This window comes from Pseudonocardia sp. Cha107L01, from assembly GCF_052566575.1.
The window spans coordinates 2,567,332-2,583,634 of the sequence record NZ_CP199579.1 but is presented as its reverse complement, the minus strand read 5'-3'; the positions used below and the strand labels follow the sequence as shown (position 1 = coordinate 2,583,634).

Here is a 16,303-nt window from a genome sequence, read left to right as displayed (position 1 = left end):
GTGCAGCTCGGTAACAACAGGCCGGTTGGTCCGTGCGCGCCGCCGCCTGCGCGCCCAGCTCTGTAACCGGCACCCGCTTTCCGCTCGGTGCTGTCGGCCGGCGCGCCTACCCTGTGGCCATGGCCGGGGCCGAGCTGGACTGGGCGGTGAGTCGCCCGCACCCGGCGCTGCGCGCGCTGATCAGCCGGTACATCGGCTACCGCCAGGACGGCGTGCTGTTGGAGGTGCACCGGGGGCTGCCCAGCCAGCACGTGACGCTGATCGTCAGCCTCGAGGCGCCGGTCCGGCTGCTGGAGATGCCCGGGTCGGACCAGCGAGCGGCGCGCTGTCAGGGCCTCGTCGGCGGGCTGCACACCGGTCCGGCGCTGATCGCACAGGACCGGCTGCAGGCCGGCGTGCACCTCGAGGTGAGCCCGCTGGGCGTGCGCACGCTGCTCGGGGTGCCCGCGTCCGAGCTGGCCGGCCGGGTGATCGACCTCACCGACCTGCCGAGGCCGGAGCTGGCCCAGCTGCCGGAGCGGCTGGTCGAGGCGCCGAGCTGGGCACGCCGGTTCGAGATCCTGGACGAGGTACTACTGGCCTGCGCCACCAGCTCAGCCAGCCGGGACAGCCGCGCGACGGCCCAGCAGCCGCCGGGTGAGGTCCGGTGGGCCTGGCGGCGGATCCTCACCGAGGGTGGCGCGGTGCCGGTCAGCCAACTCGCGCGCGACGTCGGCTGGAGCCGGCGGCACTTCTCCGAGCGGTTCGCCCGGGAGTTCGGGCTAGCCCCGAAACAGGCCGCCCGGGTGGTCCGGTTCGGTCGGGCCGCCACCCTGCTGCGGCGGCTGCCGCCCGGTGGGCTGGCCGAGGTGGCGCAGCTGTGCGGCTACTTCGACCAGGCGCACCTGACCAACGAGTGGCGGGCGTTGGCCGGTTGCACCCCGCACACCTGGATCCGCGAGGAGCTCCCGTTTCTCCAAGATGCCGAGGTCTTCACCGGCCCAGAGTGAGACCATGGCAACTTCGGAGAACCCGCCCCCACCCACCGTGTGGCCGGCGCTGCGCTACGACGACGCGCCAGGTGGCCTGCGGTTCCTGGTCGACGTGATCGGGTTCCGCGAGGCGCTGGTGGTGCCCGACGACACCGGTGACATCACGCACGCCGAGCTGCGCTGGCCCGAGGGCGGCGGCGTCATGCTCGGCTCGTGCAAGTACACCGACGGTGCGCACGCCGACATGCGGCCCGGGACGACCTCGGTGTACCTGGTCAGCGACCGGGTGGACGCGGTCCACGCGCGGGTCCAGGCGGCCGGCGCGAGCATCGCCCGTGAGCTGGAGGACACCGACTACGGCTCGCACACCTTCACCGTGCGCGACCCGGAGGGCAACCTCTGGACGATCGGCAGCTACCGCGGCGCCCCGTAACCGTGCCCAACCACCCGGCGAGTCGGAATCCGGCGGTCAGGGGCGGGGCGGGAGGACGGGGCGGGAGCGGGACGGGCGGCTGGCCGGGTCCGGGGGTGTCGCCGCGGCGCGCTCGGCCAGTGCGGCCAGCGCGAGGTCGACCGCGGTGGCCAGCTGTGGATCCCGGCCGGCCGCGTAGTCGGACGGCGTCATGATCACTTCGACGTCCGGGCTGACTCCGCGGTTCTCCACGTCCCAGCCGTGGTTGTCCATCCAGAACGAGTAGCGCGGCTGGGTCACCGCGGTGCCGTCCACCAGGCGGTACCGACTGTCGATGCCGATCACGCCGCCCCAGGTGCGGGCGCCGACCACCGGCCCGATGCCCACCCGCTGGAACGCGGCGGTGACCACGTCGCCGTCCGAACCGGAGAACTCGTTGGCCACCGCCACCACCGGCCCGCGCGGCGACTCCAGCGGGTACGTGGTGGGCTGGCCGTGCCGCACGACGTCCCAACCGATCACCCGGCGCGCCAGCTTCTCGATCACCAACTGGGACAGGTGGCCGCCGCCGTTGTCCCGCACGTCGACGATCAGCCCCTCCCGGGCGGACTCCCGGCCCAGGTCGCGGTGCAGTTGCGCCCAGCCGCTGGCGACCATGTCCGGCAGGTGCAGGTAGCCCAGCCGCCCCTCCGAGCGGTCCGCCACGAACGCCCGCCGGCCGGCCACCCAGTCCTGGTAGCGCAGCTGTTCGTCGTCGGCCAGCGGCAGCACCACAACCCGGCGCGCGGTGGTCTCACCGGCGGGCAGCACGGTCAGCTCGGTGGCCTGACCAGCGGTGCCGACCAGTAGCGGGGCCGGCCCGGTGACCGGGTCCACCGGTCGGCCGGCGACCGCGAGCAGCACGTCACCGGCCCGCACGTCCACCCCGGGCGCGGTCAGCGGACTGCGGGCCCTCGGATCCGACGACTCACCCGGCAACACCCGCGCGATCCGCCACCGGCCCTGGTCGTCGCGCTCCAGGTCGGCGCCGAGCAGCCCGGGTCGGGCGCCGGTGCCGTAGAAGCCGGCCGGGGTCACGTAGGCGTGCGAGGTGCCCAGTTCGCCCTGTACCTCCCAGAGCAGGTCGACCAGGTCGTTGTGGCTGCCCACCGCGTCCACCAGCGGGCGGTACCGGGCCAGCTCGCCGGCCCAGTCCACGCCAGCCATGTCCGCGACCCAGAAGTGGTCCCGCATCAGCCGGCCGGCCTCGTCGAACATCTGGCGCCACTCGGCGGTCGGGTCCACCGTGACCGAGATGCGGCTCAGGTCGATGTCGAACTCGTCGGCGTTGTCGTCGCCGGGCTTGTCCGAGCCGGACCGGTCGGCGCGCAGCACCCGCAGCGCGCGCCGGTCCCGCACCACCAGCCGGGTGCCGTCCCCGCTGACCTCGAAGCTGTCCGCCGGGTCGGCGATCCGGTCGTGCCGCCGGCGCGCCAGGTCATAGCGCTCCAGCACCGGTCGCGGTCCCTCGGCACCCTCCGCGAGCCCGTCGCCGAGCACACCGGTCGGGGTGCTGCGCAGCCAGAGCAGGCAGTCCTTGCCGGCACGCAGCCGGTAGTAACGGGCCTCGCCGACCGGCAGCGCGACGACCCGGTCGGCCAGTCCTTCCGGGTCCACCACCACCTTCGGCGCCGCGTCAGCGCCGTCCTTGCCGTCCTTGCCGTCCGCCTTCGCCGCCCGCGAAGCGTCGGACTCCGCGGCGGTACCGCCCTGGTCCCCGTCGCTGTCCGATCCCTCCGGGCCGGCGTCCCCACCGCTCTCCGTACCGCTCCCGGCGCCGCTCTCCGGCCCGCTCGCCGGCTCGCTCGGCGGCGCTTCGGCGCCACTCCCGACCGGGCGGCCGTCCGGGGACGGACCGAACGGGGACGGCGTGCGGGCCGCCAGCGGCACCAGGAACGGGCGGCAACCGTTCGGGAAGGACAGGTCGAACGAGTGCGCGTCGTAGACCGGGTCGAAGCTGCGGTAGGACAGGAAGGCCAGGTGCCGGCCGTCGGTGGTGAACACCGGGGAGGTGTCCACGAAGCGGGTCGGGGTCACCGCGATCGGCACCGGGGACTCGTCCGTCAGCCGCGCGATCAGGATCCGGCGCAGCCCGGACTCCACCGGGTCGGACCAGGCCAGCCACTCGCTGTCCGGGGCGAATGCCAGCCCGGTGACCTCGCCGTCCGCGCCCATCGCCAGCTCGGTGAGCTCGCCGGACCCGGCGTCCAGCACCAGCAGGCGGCCGTCGTGGCAGGCCAGCGCGACCCGGGAGCCGTCCGGCGCGCAGACCAGCTCGAGCACCCGGCCGATCTCGCCGGCACCGTAGCGCCGGGGCTCGGCGGGGGTGCCGTTCAGCGGCCCGTCCAGCGGTGGGGACAGCGCGCTGACCTCAATGGCGTCCTCACCGCTCGCGTCGCTGATCCAGACCACCCGGTCGGTGCCGAGCGGACGGGCCAGCCGGGCGCGCACCCCGTCCTCGGCGAGCAGCGTCCTGGCCGGGCCGTCCCGGTGCACCACCCGGTGCACGGTGCCGCGCACCCCGACCACGCTGAGCCGCCCGGTGTGGTCCGGGGCGGCCGAGGACAGGTGCCGCTCCGGAGTGACCTGGTAACGGGCCCGTGCCGTGCGCGGGCCGCCGAGGCGCACGTCCAGCCGGCGCGCCGGGGCGTCGAGGGAGTCCAGCAGCCACAGCTCGCCGGCGCAGTCGTAGACCACCCGGGTGCCGTCGCTGGTGGCGTGCCGGGCGTAGAACGCGGGGACCCCGGCGGCACTGTCACCGGCACGGTCACGGGCAGCGCCATCACGGGCAGCGCCCTCTGCGCCGTGGTCGGTGTGCCGGCGCAGGTCGGTACCGATCCCACCGTCAGCTGTGACGCCCACCGAGTAGACGTTGCCCCAGCCCTCGTGATCGGACAGGAAGGCCACCCGGTCACCGACCACCATCGGCGCCTCGATGTTGCCGTCCAGCTCGGCGAGCAGCCGGGAGAACTCGGTCTCACCGTCGGGGCGCCACCACAGCTTGCCGGCGGTGCCGCCCCGGTACCGCTTCCACCAGGCCGGCTCACGGGACATCACGGCGCTGACCAGCGCGGTGCCCCGCCCACCGACGGCCACGCCGGACACCGGCCCGTAGGGCAGCGCGCGGGCCGGGCCACCGTCCGTCGGCACCGCGTGCGCCCAGGTCCGGCGCCCCGACGGCTGACCGGCGGAGGTGATCGCGATGACCTCGTCGAGCTCGGTCCAACCCAGCGTCAGGGTCTTGCGGTCGCCCCAGTAGGTCAGCCGGGTGGCCAGGCCGCCCTCCACGTCGGTCACCAGAACCTCGGGGGTGCCGTCCCGCGAGGATGTCCAGGCCACCCGTTCGGCGCTGGGGTGGAGCCGGGGGTTCGCCACTGGTGCCTGGTCCGCGGACAGCCGATAGGCGCGTCCACCGTCGGTCGAAGCGAGCCAGATGTCGTCCTCGGCGACGAAGACCAGCGCCGTGCCGCACAGATGGGGGAAGCGCAGGTAGCTGGTGGAACCGGGGGTCATGACCACGACGGTAATCGGCCGCCGCCGGGCGTGCGGCAGCAGGACCGCGACTCGGCCGGGTCAGTACCCGGCGGCGGCTTCCCGGGGCTGCCGGCGGCCGCCGCGCTGATCGCCGGTGGGCCGCGAGCCGGGCGGGGATCCGTTCGTGGGAGGTTCGTCGTCCGCCGGCGGGCCGGCGTCGGCCGTCGCGTCGTCGGTGTCCGGGTCGTCGAACTCGGGCCAGCCGAACCCGTCGTCGTCCTCGGTCTCGGCGGCCGCGTTGCGTCCCCGGCCGGTGTCCCGACCCCGGTCCGTGTCGTCCCGGCCGTCCGTGTCGTCCCGGCCGTCCGTGTCGTCCCGGTCGTCCGTGTCGTCCCGGCCGTACTCGGCGGCCTCGTCGTCGGCGTACTCGGCGGCTTCATCGTCGAACCCGGCGGGCTCGTCGTGCTCCGCCCGGGTGCCGGCGTATCCCGGGCCGCCGTCGGAGTAGTCGGCATCCCGTTCGGTACCGAGGAAGTCCGAGGCCGGTTCGGCGTCGTCGAGATAGCCGCCGGCGCCAATGCCGAACTCCTGGTCGGTGTAGCCCGACTCGTCGCCGGGGTAGCCGGGTCCGGACCCCCCGGACGGCTCCGACCGCTCGGCCGGGGATTCCTCGCTCAGCCCGGCGCCCAGCGGGGCGTCCGCCCAGCCGGCGTCCCCGTCCCGGTCAGCGGTGAGTTCGCGGTCGAACAGGTTGCCGATCGGCATGTCGTCGGCCCCGATGCCCAGCGGATCGCCGCCCAGCGAGGCGACCGACATCTCCGCCCGCTCGGGTTCGGCCAGCCAGTCCTGGAGCGGCTGGTCGTCGCGTTCGTCCGGTCCGCTCCCCGGGAACGGGGCACCGGCCGGCAGCGGGGTCGCGGGCAGCCAGCCGCTGGTACCGCCGGTGTCGGTGGACGGCGCCCAGAGCGACGAGGAGTCGAAGGTGGAGGAGTCCGGGCCACCGAACGGATTGGCCAGTGGCGGGTGGTAGCCCAGTCCACCGGTCGAGGAGGACGGCCCGCCGAGCGGGTCCACCGGCCGCGGCTGGTCCCGGCGAGACGGTTCGAGGCCGGCCGACGGCCCCGAGAGCTCCGGGCGGCCTCTCGGCGGCCCAGCCGGTGGCGGACCGGCGAGCGGCGGTCCCCCTTGGGCCCGGAGACCCCGATCGGATGCCGATGCCGCCGAGGGCGATAACCGGGGCGGTGGTCCGGCCGGGCCACCGCCGGGCGGGCCCTGCCCCAGCACGGCGGCCGCGCCGGCGCGACTTGCCGGGCCGCCGGGCGGTACCGCCCTGAGCTGGCCGAGGGCACCTCCGCCGACCGACCGTCCGTCGCTCGGCGGCGGCGCGACCAGGGATCGGACGAGTGCACCGGAGCGGCTCGGAGCACCGGCCGGGACCAGCGGCGGTCCCGGTGGTGTCGAACGCCGGCGATCGGGCTGGTCACGCGCCGGCTGGTCACGGACCGGGGCCATCGCGGCCACCTCGGTGGGCGCGTCCTCCTCGGTCGCGCCCTCGGCCGGCTCGGTGCGACGCAGGCCGGGCAGGACCACGACCTCGGTCGGGTTCTCGTCGCCGGGGGGTACGTCGCCCCGGCGCGGCCCGGCCGCCGGCGAGTCGCCCCGCCCCGCGTCGGCGCCGGTGGTACCGGATTCGGCGGCCTCGCCGGACCGCGGCGGGCCGTCCCCTACGTCGTTCGCGTCGTCGGCCGGCTCGAAGTCCTCGGCGCCGTCGACGTCGTCCAGCTCGTCGCCCGAGTCCTCGCCCAGGTCGTCATCACCCTCGAGGAGCGCGCGGCGCTGCCGGGCGCTGCGTTCGACGGCGGCCGCGAGCAGCATCGAGAGCATCAGCCCGAACAGGAGCGTGGCGGCGAAGACCTTGATCCCGGTGGTGCGCACCGGCGGGGCGACAGACGGCGGGACCGGGGTGTCCAGCTTCAGCTGTGCGCCCGAGGGCACCCGCTGGTCGTTCTGCAGGGTGGCGAGCTCGGTGATCATCCGGTCGCTGACCGCGTTCACCGTGTCCAGCGCCTTCGCGGGGCTCTCCCCGTCGGCCCGAACCGTGATCATCGGTGCGTCCGGGCGCGCGGTCACGGTGTAGGGCGGCGCCTGGCGGCCCCGGGTAGCCGGCGGCTGCACGGCCTGGGCCAACTGGCCGGCCAGCGCGGAGGAGGTGCCGAACGAGCTCTGCGAACCGTCCCCGGCTGTGTCACCAGTGTCACCGGAATCGCCGGAGCCGCTGCCCGCAGATGCGCCGGAATCGCCCGAATCGCCGCCGGACGACCCGCTCGCGGTGCTGTTGATCTGGTGCACCACGGTCGCGGTGTAGACGGCGGGCATCTGGGTGTACGCGAGATAGGCGACGCCGACAGACGCCAGCACCAACGGCACCAGGAGGTACCAGCGTCGGGCTGCCATCCTCAGAGCCCGGATCACGCCCACCCGTCCACCCCTTTCGGGTCGACTACGAACGCGTAGAGTACCCGATCACTCACAGGGGGTAGCACAGGGCCCTCGCTTTAGCGTAGTCAGGCTCCGGCGCCGCTGCGAATCCGGGGCCACCGCACGACACTCAGGCCTGCCCGTGGCTGTAGGGGCTGTCGCTGGTCAGCGGCGCCATGCCGAGCACCAGCCGGCTCACGTGGAATGCTTCGGCATACCGGGCGTGGCACTGCACGCCGCGCAGCCGGGCCAGTCCCGCGGTGGACTCCGCGTCGAAGGTCGGGCGGTCCCGCTGTGAGCCGTAGTGCTCCAGCATCTTGTCGATCTTCTCCCGGAGCACCGGCTCCGCGAGCGGCGAGTAGAGCCGGGTCTGGTGCAGGTCGCTGTCGTGCTGGACGATCTCGTAACCGAGTACCAGGTGATCCGGGAACGCCACCGGCACCAGCTCGGCGACCAGGCGGCGATCGGGATGCCCGTCCAGCACGGTCGGACCGAAGATCAGGCTCGGGTCGGACTTGGCCCGCAGGTCCTCCAAGGTTCGCTTGACCCGCTCCCAACGGGTCGGGAGCTGGCCGAGTGGCAGGTCGAGGACCGTCACCTGTAATCGCGCGCCGGGGCAGAACGAAGTCAGCGCCGCGCGCTCCTCCTCCTCGCGGAGGCTGCCGCCGCCGGTGAAGGTGATCGCGGTGACCTCGACACCCGGACGGGCCCGGCACAGCTCGAGCAAGGTACCGCCGCAACCCACCACGATGTCGTCGCAGTGCGCACCGATCAGAACGACGGTGTCCAGCCGCTCCGGCAGCAGGGTGAGCACGTCGGGGAACCACCTAGGGCGAGCAAAGACGGCGGTCTCTCCGCCTGTCCAGGCGGCAGTATGTCACCCCGTCGAGGGATGGTTACATCGACTAACTTGACGAGTTTGCCCTGCAAGGCCCGTGGTCTAATTCGAACGGGTGTCACCCAAGTGGGAGATACCGTCGAACCAGGGCGCCGACCGGTCCCCGTCCGGCCCGTCGATGCCGGACAGCCCGTGCCAGGCCAGGTTCACCAGGTGCGTGGCAACCTCGTCGCGTCCCGGACCGCGCGCATCCAGCCACCACTGGCCGGTCTGCGCGACCATGCCCACCAGCGCCTGGCTGTACAGCGCCGCGAGCGAGCGGTCCACCCCGCGCCGGTCGAACTCGCGGCCGAGCACGTGCTCGACCTGCCCGGCGATGTCGCCGAGCAGACTGGAGAACATGCCGGTCCCACCGGAGGCCGGCGAGTCCCGCACCAGCACCCGGAAACCGCCCGCGTTCTCGTCGATGTAGCCGAGGAACGCGTTCGCCGCCTGGCGCAGCAGCTCACGCGGGTGGCCGGCGGACAGCGCCGACTCGATCCCGTCCAGCAGGCGCCGCATCTCGCGGTCCACCACGACGGCGTACAGGCCTTCCTTGCCGCCGAAGTGCTCGTAGACCACCGGTTTGCTGACGTGCCCGCGCAGGGCGACCTCTTCGATCGAGGTGCCGGCGAACCCCTTCTCCGCGAACAGCTCGCGAGCTACCTCGATCAGTTGCTCGCGGCGCTCGGTGCCGGTCATCCGAACCCGCTGCGGCACCGGGCCCTCGGCGGCGCCGGCAATAGCGGCGCCGACACCGGGCGGGCCCGGTGCGCCGGACAGTGTCATCAGTGGCCGGCCATCGGCGAGCGGATCCCGTTGCCCGGCGTCAGCGCGACGTGCGCAGTTTGGCCAACCGGGAGGTGGTGGGCCAGCGGACGTCGCTCGCCCAGCCGAACTTCTCGAACAGCCAGATCAGCCGCGCGGAGATGTCGATCTGGCCGCGCAGCACGCCGTGCCGGGCACAGGTCGGGTCAGCGTGGTGCAGGTTGTGCCAGGACTCGCCCATGCTCAGGATCGCCAGCGGCCAGAAGTTGCGGGACTTGTCGCGGGACGCGAACGGCCGCCGCCCGATCATGTGGCAGATCGAGTTGATAGACCACGTGACGTGGTGCAGCACGCCCATCCGGACCAGGCCGCCCCAGAAGAAGCCGGTGAGCGCTCCCCACCAGGACCAGGTCACCAGTCCGCCGATGATGGCCGGCAGCACGAGGCTCGCCACCACGAGCCAGGCGAAGCTGTTGCTGACCCGCATGATCGCCCGGTCGGCGAGCAGGTCGGGCACGAAGCGGCGCTCGTTGGTCTCGCCCTTGACGAACAGCCAGCCGAAGTGCGCGTGGATGAATCCCTTGACGACCGCGACCGGCGTGGTGCCGAACAACCACGGCGAGTGCGGGTCGCCCTCCTTGTCGGAGTAGGCGTGGTGGCGGCGGTGGTCAGCTACCCAGCGCACCACCGAACCCTGCACCGCCAGCGAGCCCGCGATGCCCAGCACGACCCGCAGCCAGGTCTGCGCCTTGAACGACTTGTGGGTGAAGTGCCGGTGGTAGCCGACGGTGACGCCGAGGCAGCCGATCACGTAGAACGCGACCATCATGCCCAGGTCGTGCCAGTGGACGCCCCAGCCCCATGCCAGCGGGACGGCGGCGAAGAATGCCACCATCGGCACGATCACGAAGAAGTAGATGAGGACGTGCTGCCAGGTGGCGCGCTCGCCCGCCAGGATCGGTTCTGGGCCGGCGAGGGCCTCGGCGGTGCTGGCCAATGGAATGGTCACCTCGGAGGTCGATGAGCGTCGGTAAGCAACCGGTTACGGCACCGTAACCTACGCCAGCGTAGGTTAGGTGGGCCTAGGTCTCCACCCTTTCTCAGTGAACTCCCGGCGTGTCGCCGGCATCCGGAGTGTCACGAGCACGCGGCGGGCCGCGAACCGGGCGCCCGGGCGGCGTGCCACCATGTGGCGGTGGGAGAATCGATGCTCCCCGACAATCCGCCGTGGTGTAATGGCAGCACCTCAGATTTTGGTTCTGATGGTTCAGGTTCGAATCCTGGCGGCGGAGCTCATCGGCGAACCCGGCCGGCCCCACACAACCGGCAGCTCGGCACGCCGGGCGGACCCCGAAGGGGGAGGGCCAGCCCGACGTACCGAGCATCGCCGCGCACACTATGACACTGCGTGGCGGCTTGGCTACTGTCTGTTGAGAAATCCGCTCAAACCGGTACGGGCTTGCTGACCATCCGGACCCGGGTACCGGACGGGCTGCCCCAGATGTCCACCGACTCGGTGCATGCGCGCATCAGCGGCACCCCGCGCCGCCGGTTCTCGTGCCAGGCCGGCGGCGGCCGCCAGGCCCCCTCGTCGAGCACGGTGACCACAACCCGGCGGCTGCCGTTGGCGCCCGGCACACACTCCGCCTCGACGACCACATCGCCCGGCCGGTGCGGCGGGTAGGCGTGGTCGGCCGCGTTCGACACCGCTTCGCTGACCGCGAGCAGCAGGTCGTCGGTGTCGGCGGGCGGCCAGCCAAGGGCGGCCAGCCAACCGCGGAAGTGCCGGCGGACCAGCGACGGCGCGACGGCATTGGCCGGCAGCACCTGGCGCACCGCCTCACCCATCCACGCACGCCTTCCACGAGGGCCCGCCACCCGGCGCCGACGACGCGAGAGCCAGCAGTTGTCACCAGTGTGCCGGTACCCGGTCCGCAGGACATCTCGGCGCGCTGGCCGCCGACCCCGGGCGGTGGACCCCCGCTCAGCTCCCCGGTCTGGTCAGCAGCAGCACCTCGGTGCAGATCGGCTGGAATCCGCTGGCCAGCAGGGTGCGCAGGACACGGGCGTCGTGCAGCGGCGCGGAGCCGAACAGCATGCCGCGCTCCGGGATCACCGTCTTCGCGGCGGACAGCAGCTCGCGCCCCACCCGGCCACCGGAACCCTCGTCGACCCGGATGTGCACGTCCCACCGGTCACCGGGTCCCCGGCCGATGGCGAACGCACCGGAGGCACCCAGCCCCCGGTAGCGGTAGCAGCGCACATCGGTGCGGTACGCGGCCCAGCCCGGTTCGGGCTCGCCACCGGGCTCGACCCGGCCGTGCAGGTAGCCGGACCGGTGCGGCGCGGAGGTGAGCAGGCTGGCGTACATCGGCGGCCGGCCCAACCGCTCGGACAACGCGGCCAGGAAGAGACCGAGACCGCCGGACGGATCGGTGGACCCGGCGGCGGCTCGCTCGGCGAGATGGCCGTCCACCCAGTCCTGCTCGACCGCCGCGGCCACCAGCACGTGATCGGCGAAGAAGGCCACCGCGTCGCACGGCCCCGGCAGCGCCCCGACCGAGGCGACCACCCCGTCCGCGGCGGGGAAGTCCCCGTGCGCGGCCTCATCCAGGGTCCGTGCCAATGGATGATCAAGAACAACACTCATCGTTGAATCCCCCGTACAGCTCGGCGAGCTCGTCCCTGAGCCCGACTCTCCAGAGCTGTGAATCGTGTCACACATCACGTGCTTGGCCGTCACACGAATGGGGGTATCCGGGCCAGCGGCGGACGCGACCTACCAGGGTCTGTTGCCGCTGGTCCTGCCGAGTTTGGGGGGCCGCCGCTCCGGGCTGGCCACGGCCACCGGCTGCCGTGACTCCGCCGATCGGGACTCCGCCGGTCGGGACTTCGCCCGGGCCGGCACCCTCCCGGAACCGGGCTCGGAGCGCCTCGGGTCCGGCAGGGACCCCGGCTCCGGCAGGCGCGTCACCCTCGGCAGGGACTCGGCCCGCTGGGTCGGGATGCTGGACAGCCGAACCGCGGCCCGCGCGCCCCGGCGCGCTGAGGAGGGGGCCGGCTCCTCGTCCGGGTCGGGCGGGTTGAGCACCGCGATCAGCTCGGCGGTGGTGACCGAGCTCGGTTCCGCCGACCGGCCACCCGGACGGGCCGCTGGCCGGGTCCGGCCCAACAGCGCGGCGACCCGGGCCCACCGGCCGGCGCCGCCCGCGCGGCCCACCGTGCCCGGTCGGGACCGGCCCACCCCGCGCAGCAGGGCCGCCGACACCAGTACCGCGATCACGAAGAGCACCAGGGTGATCGGCACGTTGTAGCCGCCGATCGAGGTCAGCCGGGCGGCCGGCGCGGTGGACGGCGGGAACAGTGCGTAGTCCACCAGCCCGGTGCTCTCCAGGTAGTCCATGTGCCGGCCGACGAACTGGGCGGCCTCGATCGCGAACTGGCGCACCAGCTCGTTCTGGGTACCCGAGCGGACGCCCTCGACCAGCGGCATCACCTCACCGTGCGCGGAGCGGACGACGTTGATGAAGGTCTTGTCGTAGGTCTGCGGGGATGCGCCGGAGATCTCGGCCATCCAGACCTTCTGCTGGTCACTGGGCTGGCTGGGCAGCGGCAGGTTCAGCTTCTCGGCGACGACGCGCAGGTCGCCGTCCAGTTGGGCGTGCTCGACGGCGATCTTCCGGCCGACCTCACGCACCGCGGGACTGGTGGCCCGCTGGGCGGCCTGCTCGGCGACCGGCGCCTCCCAGAGGTTGGCCTGCCGAACTTTGATCAGCATGTCCCGGTCGGACGCGCCGAGCGGGCCCCAGCGGGTGTCCGTGGTCCCGCCGCCGAACAGTGCGGACACCGACTGTGGGGAGGACGGGGATCGCCCGGCCAGCACCACCGACACCGCGATCGCGATCAGGACCGAGCCAAGGACCGCCCAGCGTACGAAGCGGACTGCGGGGAGCACTACCAACAACCTCTCTCGTCTTGTCTCAAACTCTGCTGTCTCAAACTCGCTGTCTCACACCATGTCGAACTGCTCGGTGTGCACCCGAGCCGAGTCGATACCCAGCTCGTGCAGCGCCGCCAGCACGTCGGTGACCATCGGGGACGGGCCACAGATGAAGTACTCGATCTTGTGTCTGCCGGACCGCTCGGGCAGCACGTCGCGCAGCAGCACCCGGTCGATCCGCCCGGACCGGCCGGCCCAGTCGGCGGGTGGCCGGCTGAGCACCTCCACCACGGTCAGGTCGAGCTCGTCGCCGAGCTCGCGCAGTTCGTCGCGGAACAGCAGCTCCTCGACGGTGCGCGCGCCGGAGAGCAGCAGCACCGGGCGGCCATCGCCCCGGAACGCCAGGGTGCGCAACATGCTGATCATCGGCGTGATGCCGACGCCGGCCGCGATCAGCACCAGCGCCCGCCGGTACACCCGGTCGTCCCAGGTGAAGGCGCCGTGCGGGCCGTCGATCCAGACCGGGTCGCCGGGCTGGAGCGTGGCGATCGAGGAGGTGAAGTCGCCGACGTTGCGGATGGTGAACTCGACCGCCTCGGACTCCCGGGGACAGGACGTGATGGTGAACGGGTGCTCCTCGGCGGTCACCGCGCGCTTCACCCGCAGCCAGGCGAACTGCCCCGGCTCGAAGGCCATGGTGGACACGTCGAAGCCGTGCCGGGGTCGGCGGGGGCCGATCACCAGGGTGTGCACGTCGTCGGTCTCCGCGCGCATCTCGAGCACCTCGTACGCGCTGCGCCGGTCGAAGCAGGGCCGCCACACCCAGCGGTAGCTGAGCACGCCGAGCAGCCCGGCGAGCAGCAGCCCGAACGCCGCCCGCAGCACCGGATCGTTGACCAGGTGCTGCAGCCAGTACACGTGCAGCGCGGTGAGCACCAGCACCGAACCGGCCAGCAGCAGGTGCACCCACCGCCAGAGCGAGTAGCGGTGCCGGACCCGGTGCCGCAGCACGGCGAGCCCGATCAGCGCGATCAGCCCGACGGTGGCGCCGACCGCCGCCCGGGAGGCCTTCGTCGCCTGTCGAGGGTCGAACAGGGTGACCGCGTTGGGGTTGGCGGCGAGCACCAGGATCACGTGCACGAGCACCATCAGGGTCACCAACAGCCCGAGCACCCGGTGCACTCCGAGCACACCTTCGATGCCGAGCGCCCTGGTCATCGACCGCAACCGGGACGGCGCGACCACCGTTGCGACCAGCAGTCCGGTGGCCAGCACGCCGGTCTGGACAGCGAGCTGCGACGCGAGCGGGTTGTCGCTACCGGTCACCAGGCTGAGTAGAACGGGGCCGAGCAGGGTAATCAGAAAAGCGGCGGCCCACAGGATCCGGGCCTTGCTGGGGAGCATGCCGGCGACTGTATGGCGGGAGCCGCGGTGCGACGGCCGAGATGAGAGCTGAGCACCCCGGTTGTCGTTCACGGGGTCGGGGTACGCGCCCAGCGCCGCCGGACTGCACCGTGTGGCGGTGTGAACTGGGCCGAATGGCCGGGGTGCCGTTCAGGTTCGGTCGCTGTGTGTGACCGGTCACAGCGACGCCAGCCACTCGTCGACAGTCCACGCACGGCCGCCGAGCCACAGCTGCCGAAGCCGGCGAGGTGTCGTGAGTGGCGAGTGGTCCTGGGGGACCACTCGCCACGCACGGGCTTCAGCCGACCAGCGCGCGGACCCGGCGGACCACCTCGTCCTCGCCCAGCGCGGCGGCCACCGCGTGCAGGTCGGGGCTGCGGGTGGAACCGGTGAGCGCAACCCGGATGACGTTCGCCGCGTCGCGCAGCATGCCCGGGTAGGCGTCCGGATCCTGCTTGTAGGCCTTCGGGCTGGGTGCGAAGCCGTGTCGCCCGGCCAGCTCCCGAATCTGGCCGAACCAGGTCGGCTGGTCCGCGTCGTAGCGGTAGCTGTCCGCGAAGTCGGCCGCGAGCTTGCGCACCAGGCTGGCGTCCAGGCCACCGAGGCGCTCGTCGGCCGGGTCGCTGACCAGGTCGAACAGCTCGGGGAAGAAGAACCCGTACACCGGGCGGAAGTCCGACCAGCGGACCAGGTCCTTGCGTGGGTTCTCCACGCCGACCCGCTCCACGTCGATGGCCCGCTCGGCAAGCGCGCGGTTGTTGGTGATCACCTGGACGAGCTCCGGGTCGCGCTGGGCGGCCCAGTCGAGCACCGCGTCCAGCACCGTCGCGCCGGACAGCGTGGCGATGTGGTCGCCGCTGATGTCGGCCAGCTTGACCATGTCCACCAGCGGGCCGGCGACACCGCACTCGTCCAGCGAGATCGCGGTCGTGAGCGCCTGCTCCAGGGGCAGCTCGGCGAGGCGACCGTTGGCCAGCCCGCGCAGGTAGTAGAGCACCGCGGGCGCCGGGTAGCCGGCGTCGACGTAGAAGTCCACCGAGGCCTCGGGGTCCTTGCGCTTGGACAGCTTGCGCCGGGACCCACTCTCCTGCTTCATCAGCGGCGCGACGTGCGCGTAGGTCGGCGGCTCGAAGCCCAGCGCGGCGAACAGCTGCAGGTGCAGCGGTACCGAGGAGATCCACTCCTCACCGCGGACCACCAGGTTCACCCGCATCAGGTGCTCGTCCACCGCGTGCGCGAGGTGGTACGTGGGCAGCCGGGGGCTCTGCGTCACCGACTTCAGGATGACCACGTCGTTGCGGTTGGCCTCGTGCTCGAGGCGGCCCCGGATGGCGTCGACGAAGCTGACCCGCCCCTCGGTACCGGGCGAGCGGAACCGCACCACGTAGTCGTCGCCGGCCGCCAGCTTCGCGGCTACCTCGTCCGGGTCGGCGTCCCGCCACCGCGCCCAGGAGCCGTAGTAGCCGGTGGGGATCTTGGTGGCCTGCTGCCGCTTGGTCATCTCGGCGAGCTCTTCGCGGGTGCAGAAGCACGGGTACGCCAGACCCTGGCGCATCAGCTCGCGCACGTAGCTGAGATAGATCAGCTCCCGCTTCGACTGCAGGTAGGGGCCCCACGGGGCGTCCGTCGGCTCGTCCGAGGCGATGCCGAAGTACTCAAAGGCGCGGCCGAACTGCGCGGCCACCCCTTCCACCTCGCGCGACTGGTCGGTGTCCTCGATGCGGACGAAGTAGACGCCCCCGCTGTGGTGCGCAACGTCCTTGGCGATGGTCGCGGTGTACACGCCGCCGATGTGCACGAAGCCGGTCGGGCTGGGCGCGAACCGGGTGACCCGGGCGCCCTCGGGCAGCTCCCTGGCCGGGTAGAGCTGCTCCCAGTGGTCCGGGTCAGGCAGGTCGGCGGGAAAGAGTCCGTCAATCAGGGCGCGGTCGAGCATGGCT

12 protein-coding genes and 1 tRNA gene are annotated in these 16,303 nt (G+C 72.7%); 3 read left to right on the top strand and 10 right to left on the bottom strand.

Going from position 1 to position 16,303, the window contains the following annotated elements; genetic code table 11:
- Window positions 1-119 precede the first annotated feature (119 nt).
- On the top strand, window positions 120-989 hold the full coding sequence (locus tag ACTXG6_RS12340; RefSeq protein ID WP_445187915.1) for a helix-turn-helix domain-containing protein: 870 nt from the start codon (window positions 120-122) through the stop codon (window positions 987-989).
- Between the two features lie 4 nt (window positions 990-993).
- Window positions 994-1,404, top strand: a complete 411-nt coding sequence (locus tag ACTXG6_RS12335) for a VOC family protein (RefSeq protein ID WP_445187914.1) — start codon at window positions 994-996, stop codon at window positions 1,402-1,404.
- A gap of 36 nt (window positions 1,405-1,440) precedes the next feature.
- On the opposite strand, the gene ACTXG6_RS12330 is transcribed toward ACTXG6_RS12335, so the two are convergent.
- The 5 genes from ACTXG6_RS12330 to ACTXG6_RS12310 all read right to left on the bottom strand — a co-directional run bounded on the left by ACTXG6_RS12330 (window position 1,441) and on the right by ACTXG6_RS12310 (window position 10,028).
- Window positions 1,441-4,935, bottom strand: coding sequence for a S41 family peptidase (locus ACTXG6_RS12330; protein ID WP_445187913.1), 3,495 nt, complete (start codon window positions 4,933-4,935; stop codon window positions 1,441-1,443).
- A gap of 60 nt (window positions 4,936-4,995) precedes the next feature.
- Window positions 4,996-7,350, bottom strand: a complete 2,355-nt coding sequence (locus ACTXG6_RS12325; protein ID WP_445187912.1) for a hypothetical protein — start codon at window positions 7,348-7,350, stop codon at window positions 4,996-4,998.
- A gap of 154 nt (window positions 7,351-7,504) precedes the next feature.
- Window positions 7,505-8,188, bottom strand: coding sequence for a PIG-L deacetylase family protein (locus ACTXG6_RS12320; RefSeq protein ID WP_445187911.1), 684 nt, complete (start codon window positions 8,186-8,188; stop codon window positions 7,505-7,507).
- 126 nt (window positions 8,189-8,314) lie between these two features.
- Window positions 8,315-8,953, bottom strand: a complete 639-nt coding sequence (locus tag ACTXG6_RS12315) for a TetR family transcriptional regulator (protein WP_445189983.1) — start codon at window positions 8,951-8,953, stop codon at window positions 8,315-8,317.
- 127 nt (window positions 8,954-9,080) lie between these two features.
- The gene (locus ACTXG6_RS12310) at window positions 9,081-10,028 is read right to left on the bottom strand and encodes an acyl-CoA desaturase (protein ID WP_445187910.1); all 948 of its coding nucleotides are present in this window, start codon (window positions 10,026-10,028) and stop codon (window positions 9,081-9,083) included.
- 212 nt (window positions 10,029-10,240) lie between these two features.
- Here ACTXG6_RS12310 and ACTXG6_RS12305 point away from each other — a divergent pair.
- Window positions 10,241-10,311, top strand: a tRNA-Gln gene (locus ACTXG6_RS12305).
- A 151-nt stretch (window positions 10,312-10,462) separates the two neighbouring features.
- Here ACTXG6_RS12305 and ACTXG6_RS12300 read toward each other — a convergent pair.
- The 5 genes from ACTXG6_RS12300 to ACTXG6_RS12280 form a co-directional block, all read right to left on the bottom strand.
- Window positions 10,463-10,867 carry an ATP-binding protein gene (locus tag ACTXG6_RS12300; protein WP_445187909.1) on the bottom strand — a complete coding sequence of 135 codons (405 nt, stop codon included), beginning with the start codon at window positions 10,865-10,867 and terminating at the stop codon, window positions 10,463-10,465.
- Between the two features lie 136 nt (window positions 10,868-11,003).
- Window positions 11,004-11,669, bottom strand: a complete 666-nt coding sequence (locus tag ACTXG6_RS12295; RefSeq protein ID WP_445187908.1) for a hypothetical protein — start codon at window positions 11,667-11,669, stop codon at window positions 11,004-11,006.
- A gap of 129 nt (window positions 11,670-11,798) precedes the next feature.
- Window positions 11,799-12,974, bottom strand: a complete 1,176-nt coding sequence (locus ACTXG6_RS12290; protein WP_445187907.1) for a DUF4142 domain-containing protein — start codon at window positions 12,972-12,974, stop codon at window positions 11,799-11,801.
- Between the two features lie 54 nt (window positions 12,975-13,028).
- Window positions 13,029-14,363: a ferredoxin reductase family protein gene (locus ACTXG6_RS12285; RefSeq protein ID WP_445187906.1), complete on the bottom strand. Its 1,335-nt coding sequence runs from the start codon at window positions 14,361-14,363 to the stop codon at window positions 13,029-13,031.
- Between the two features lie 298 nt (window positions 14,364-14,661).
- Window positions 14,662-16,299: a glutamate--tRNA ligase gene (locus ACTXG6_RS12280; protein ID WP_445187905.1), complete on the bottom strand. Its 1,638-nt coding sequence runs from the start codon at window positions 16,297-16,299 to the stop codon at window positions 14,662-14,664.
- Window positions 16,300-16,303: the final 4 nt, after the last annotated feature.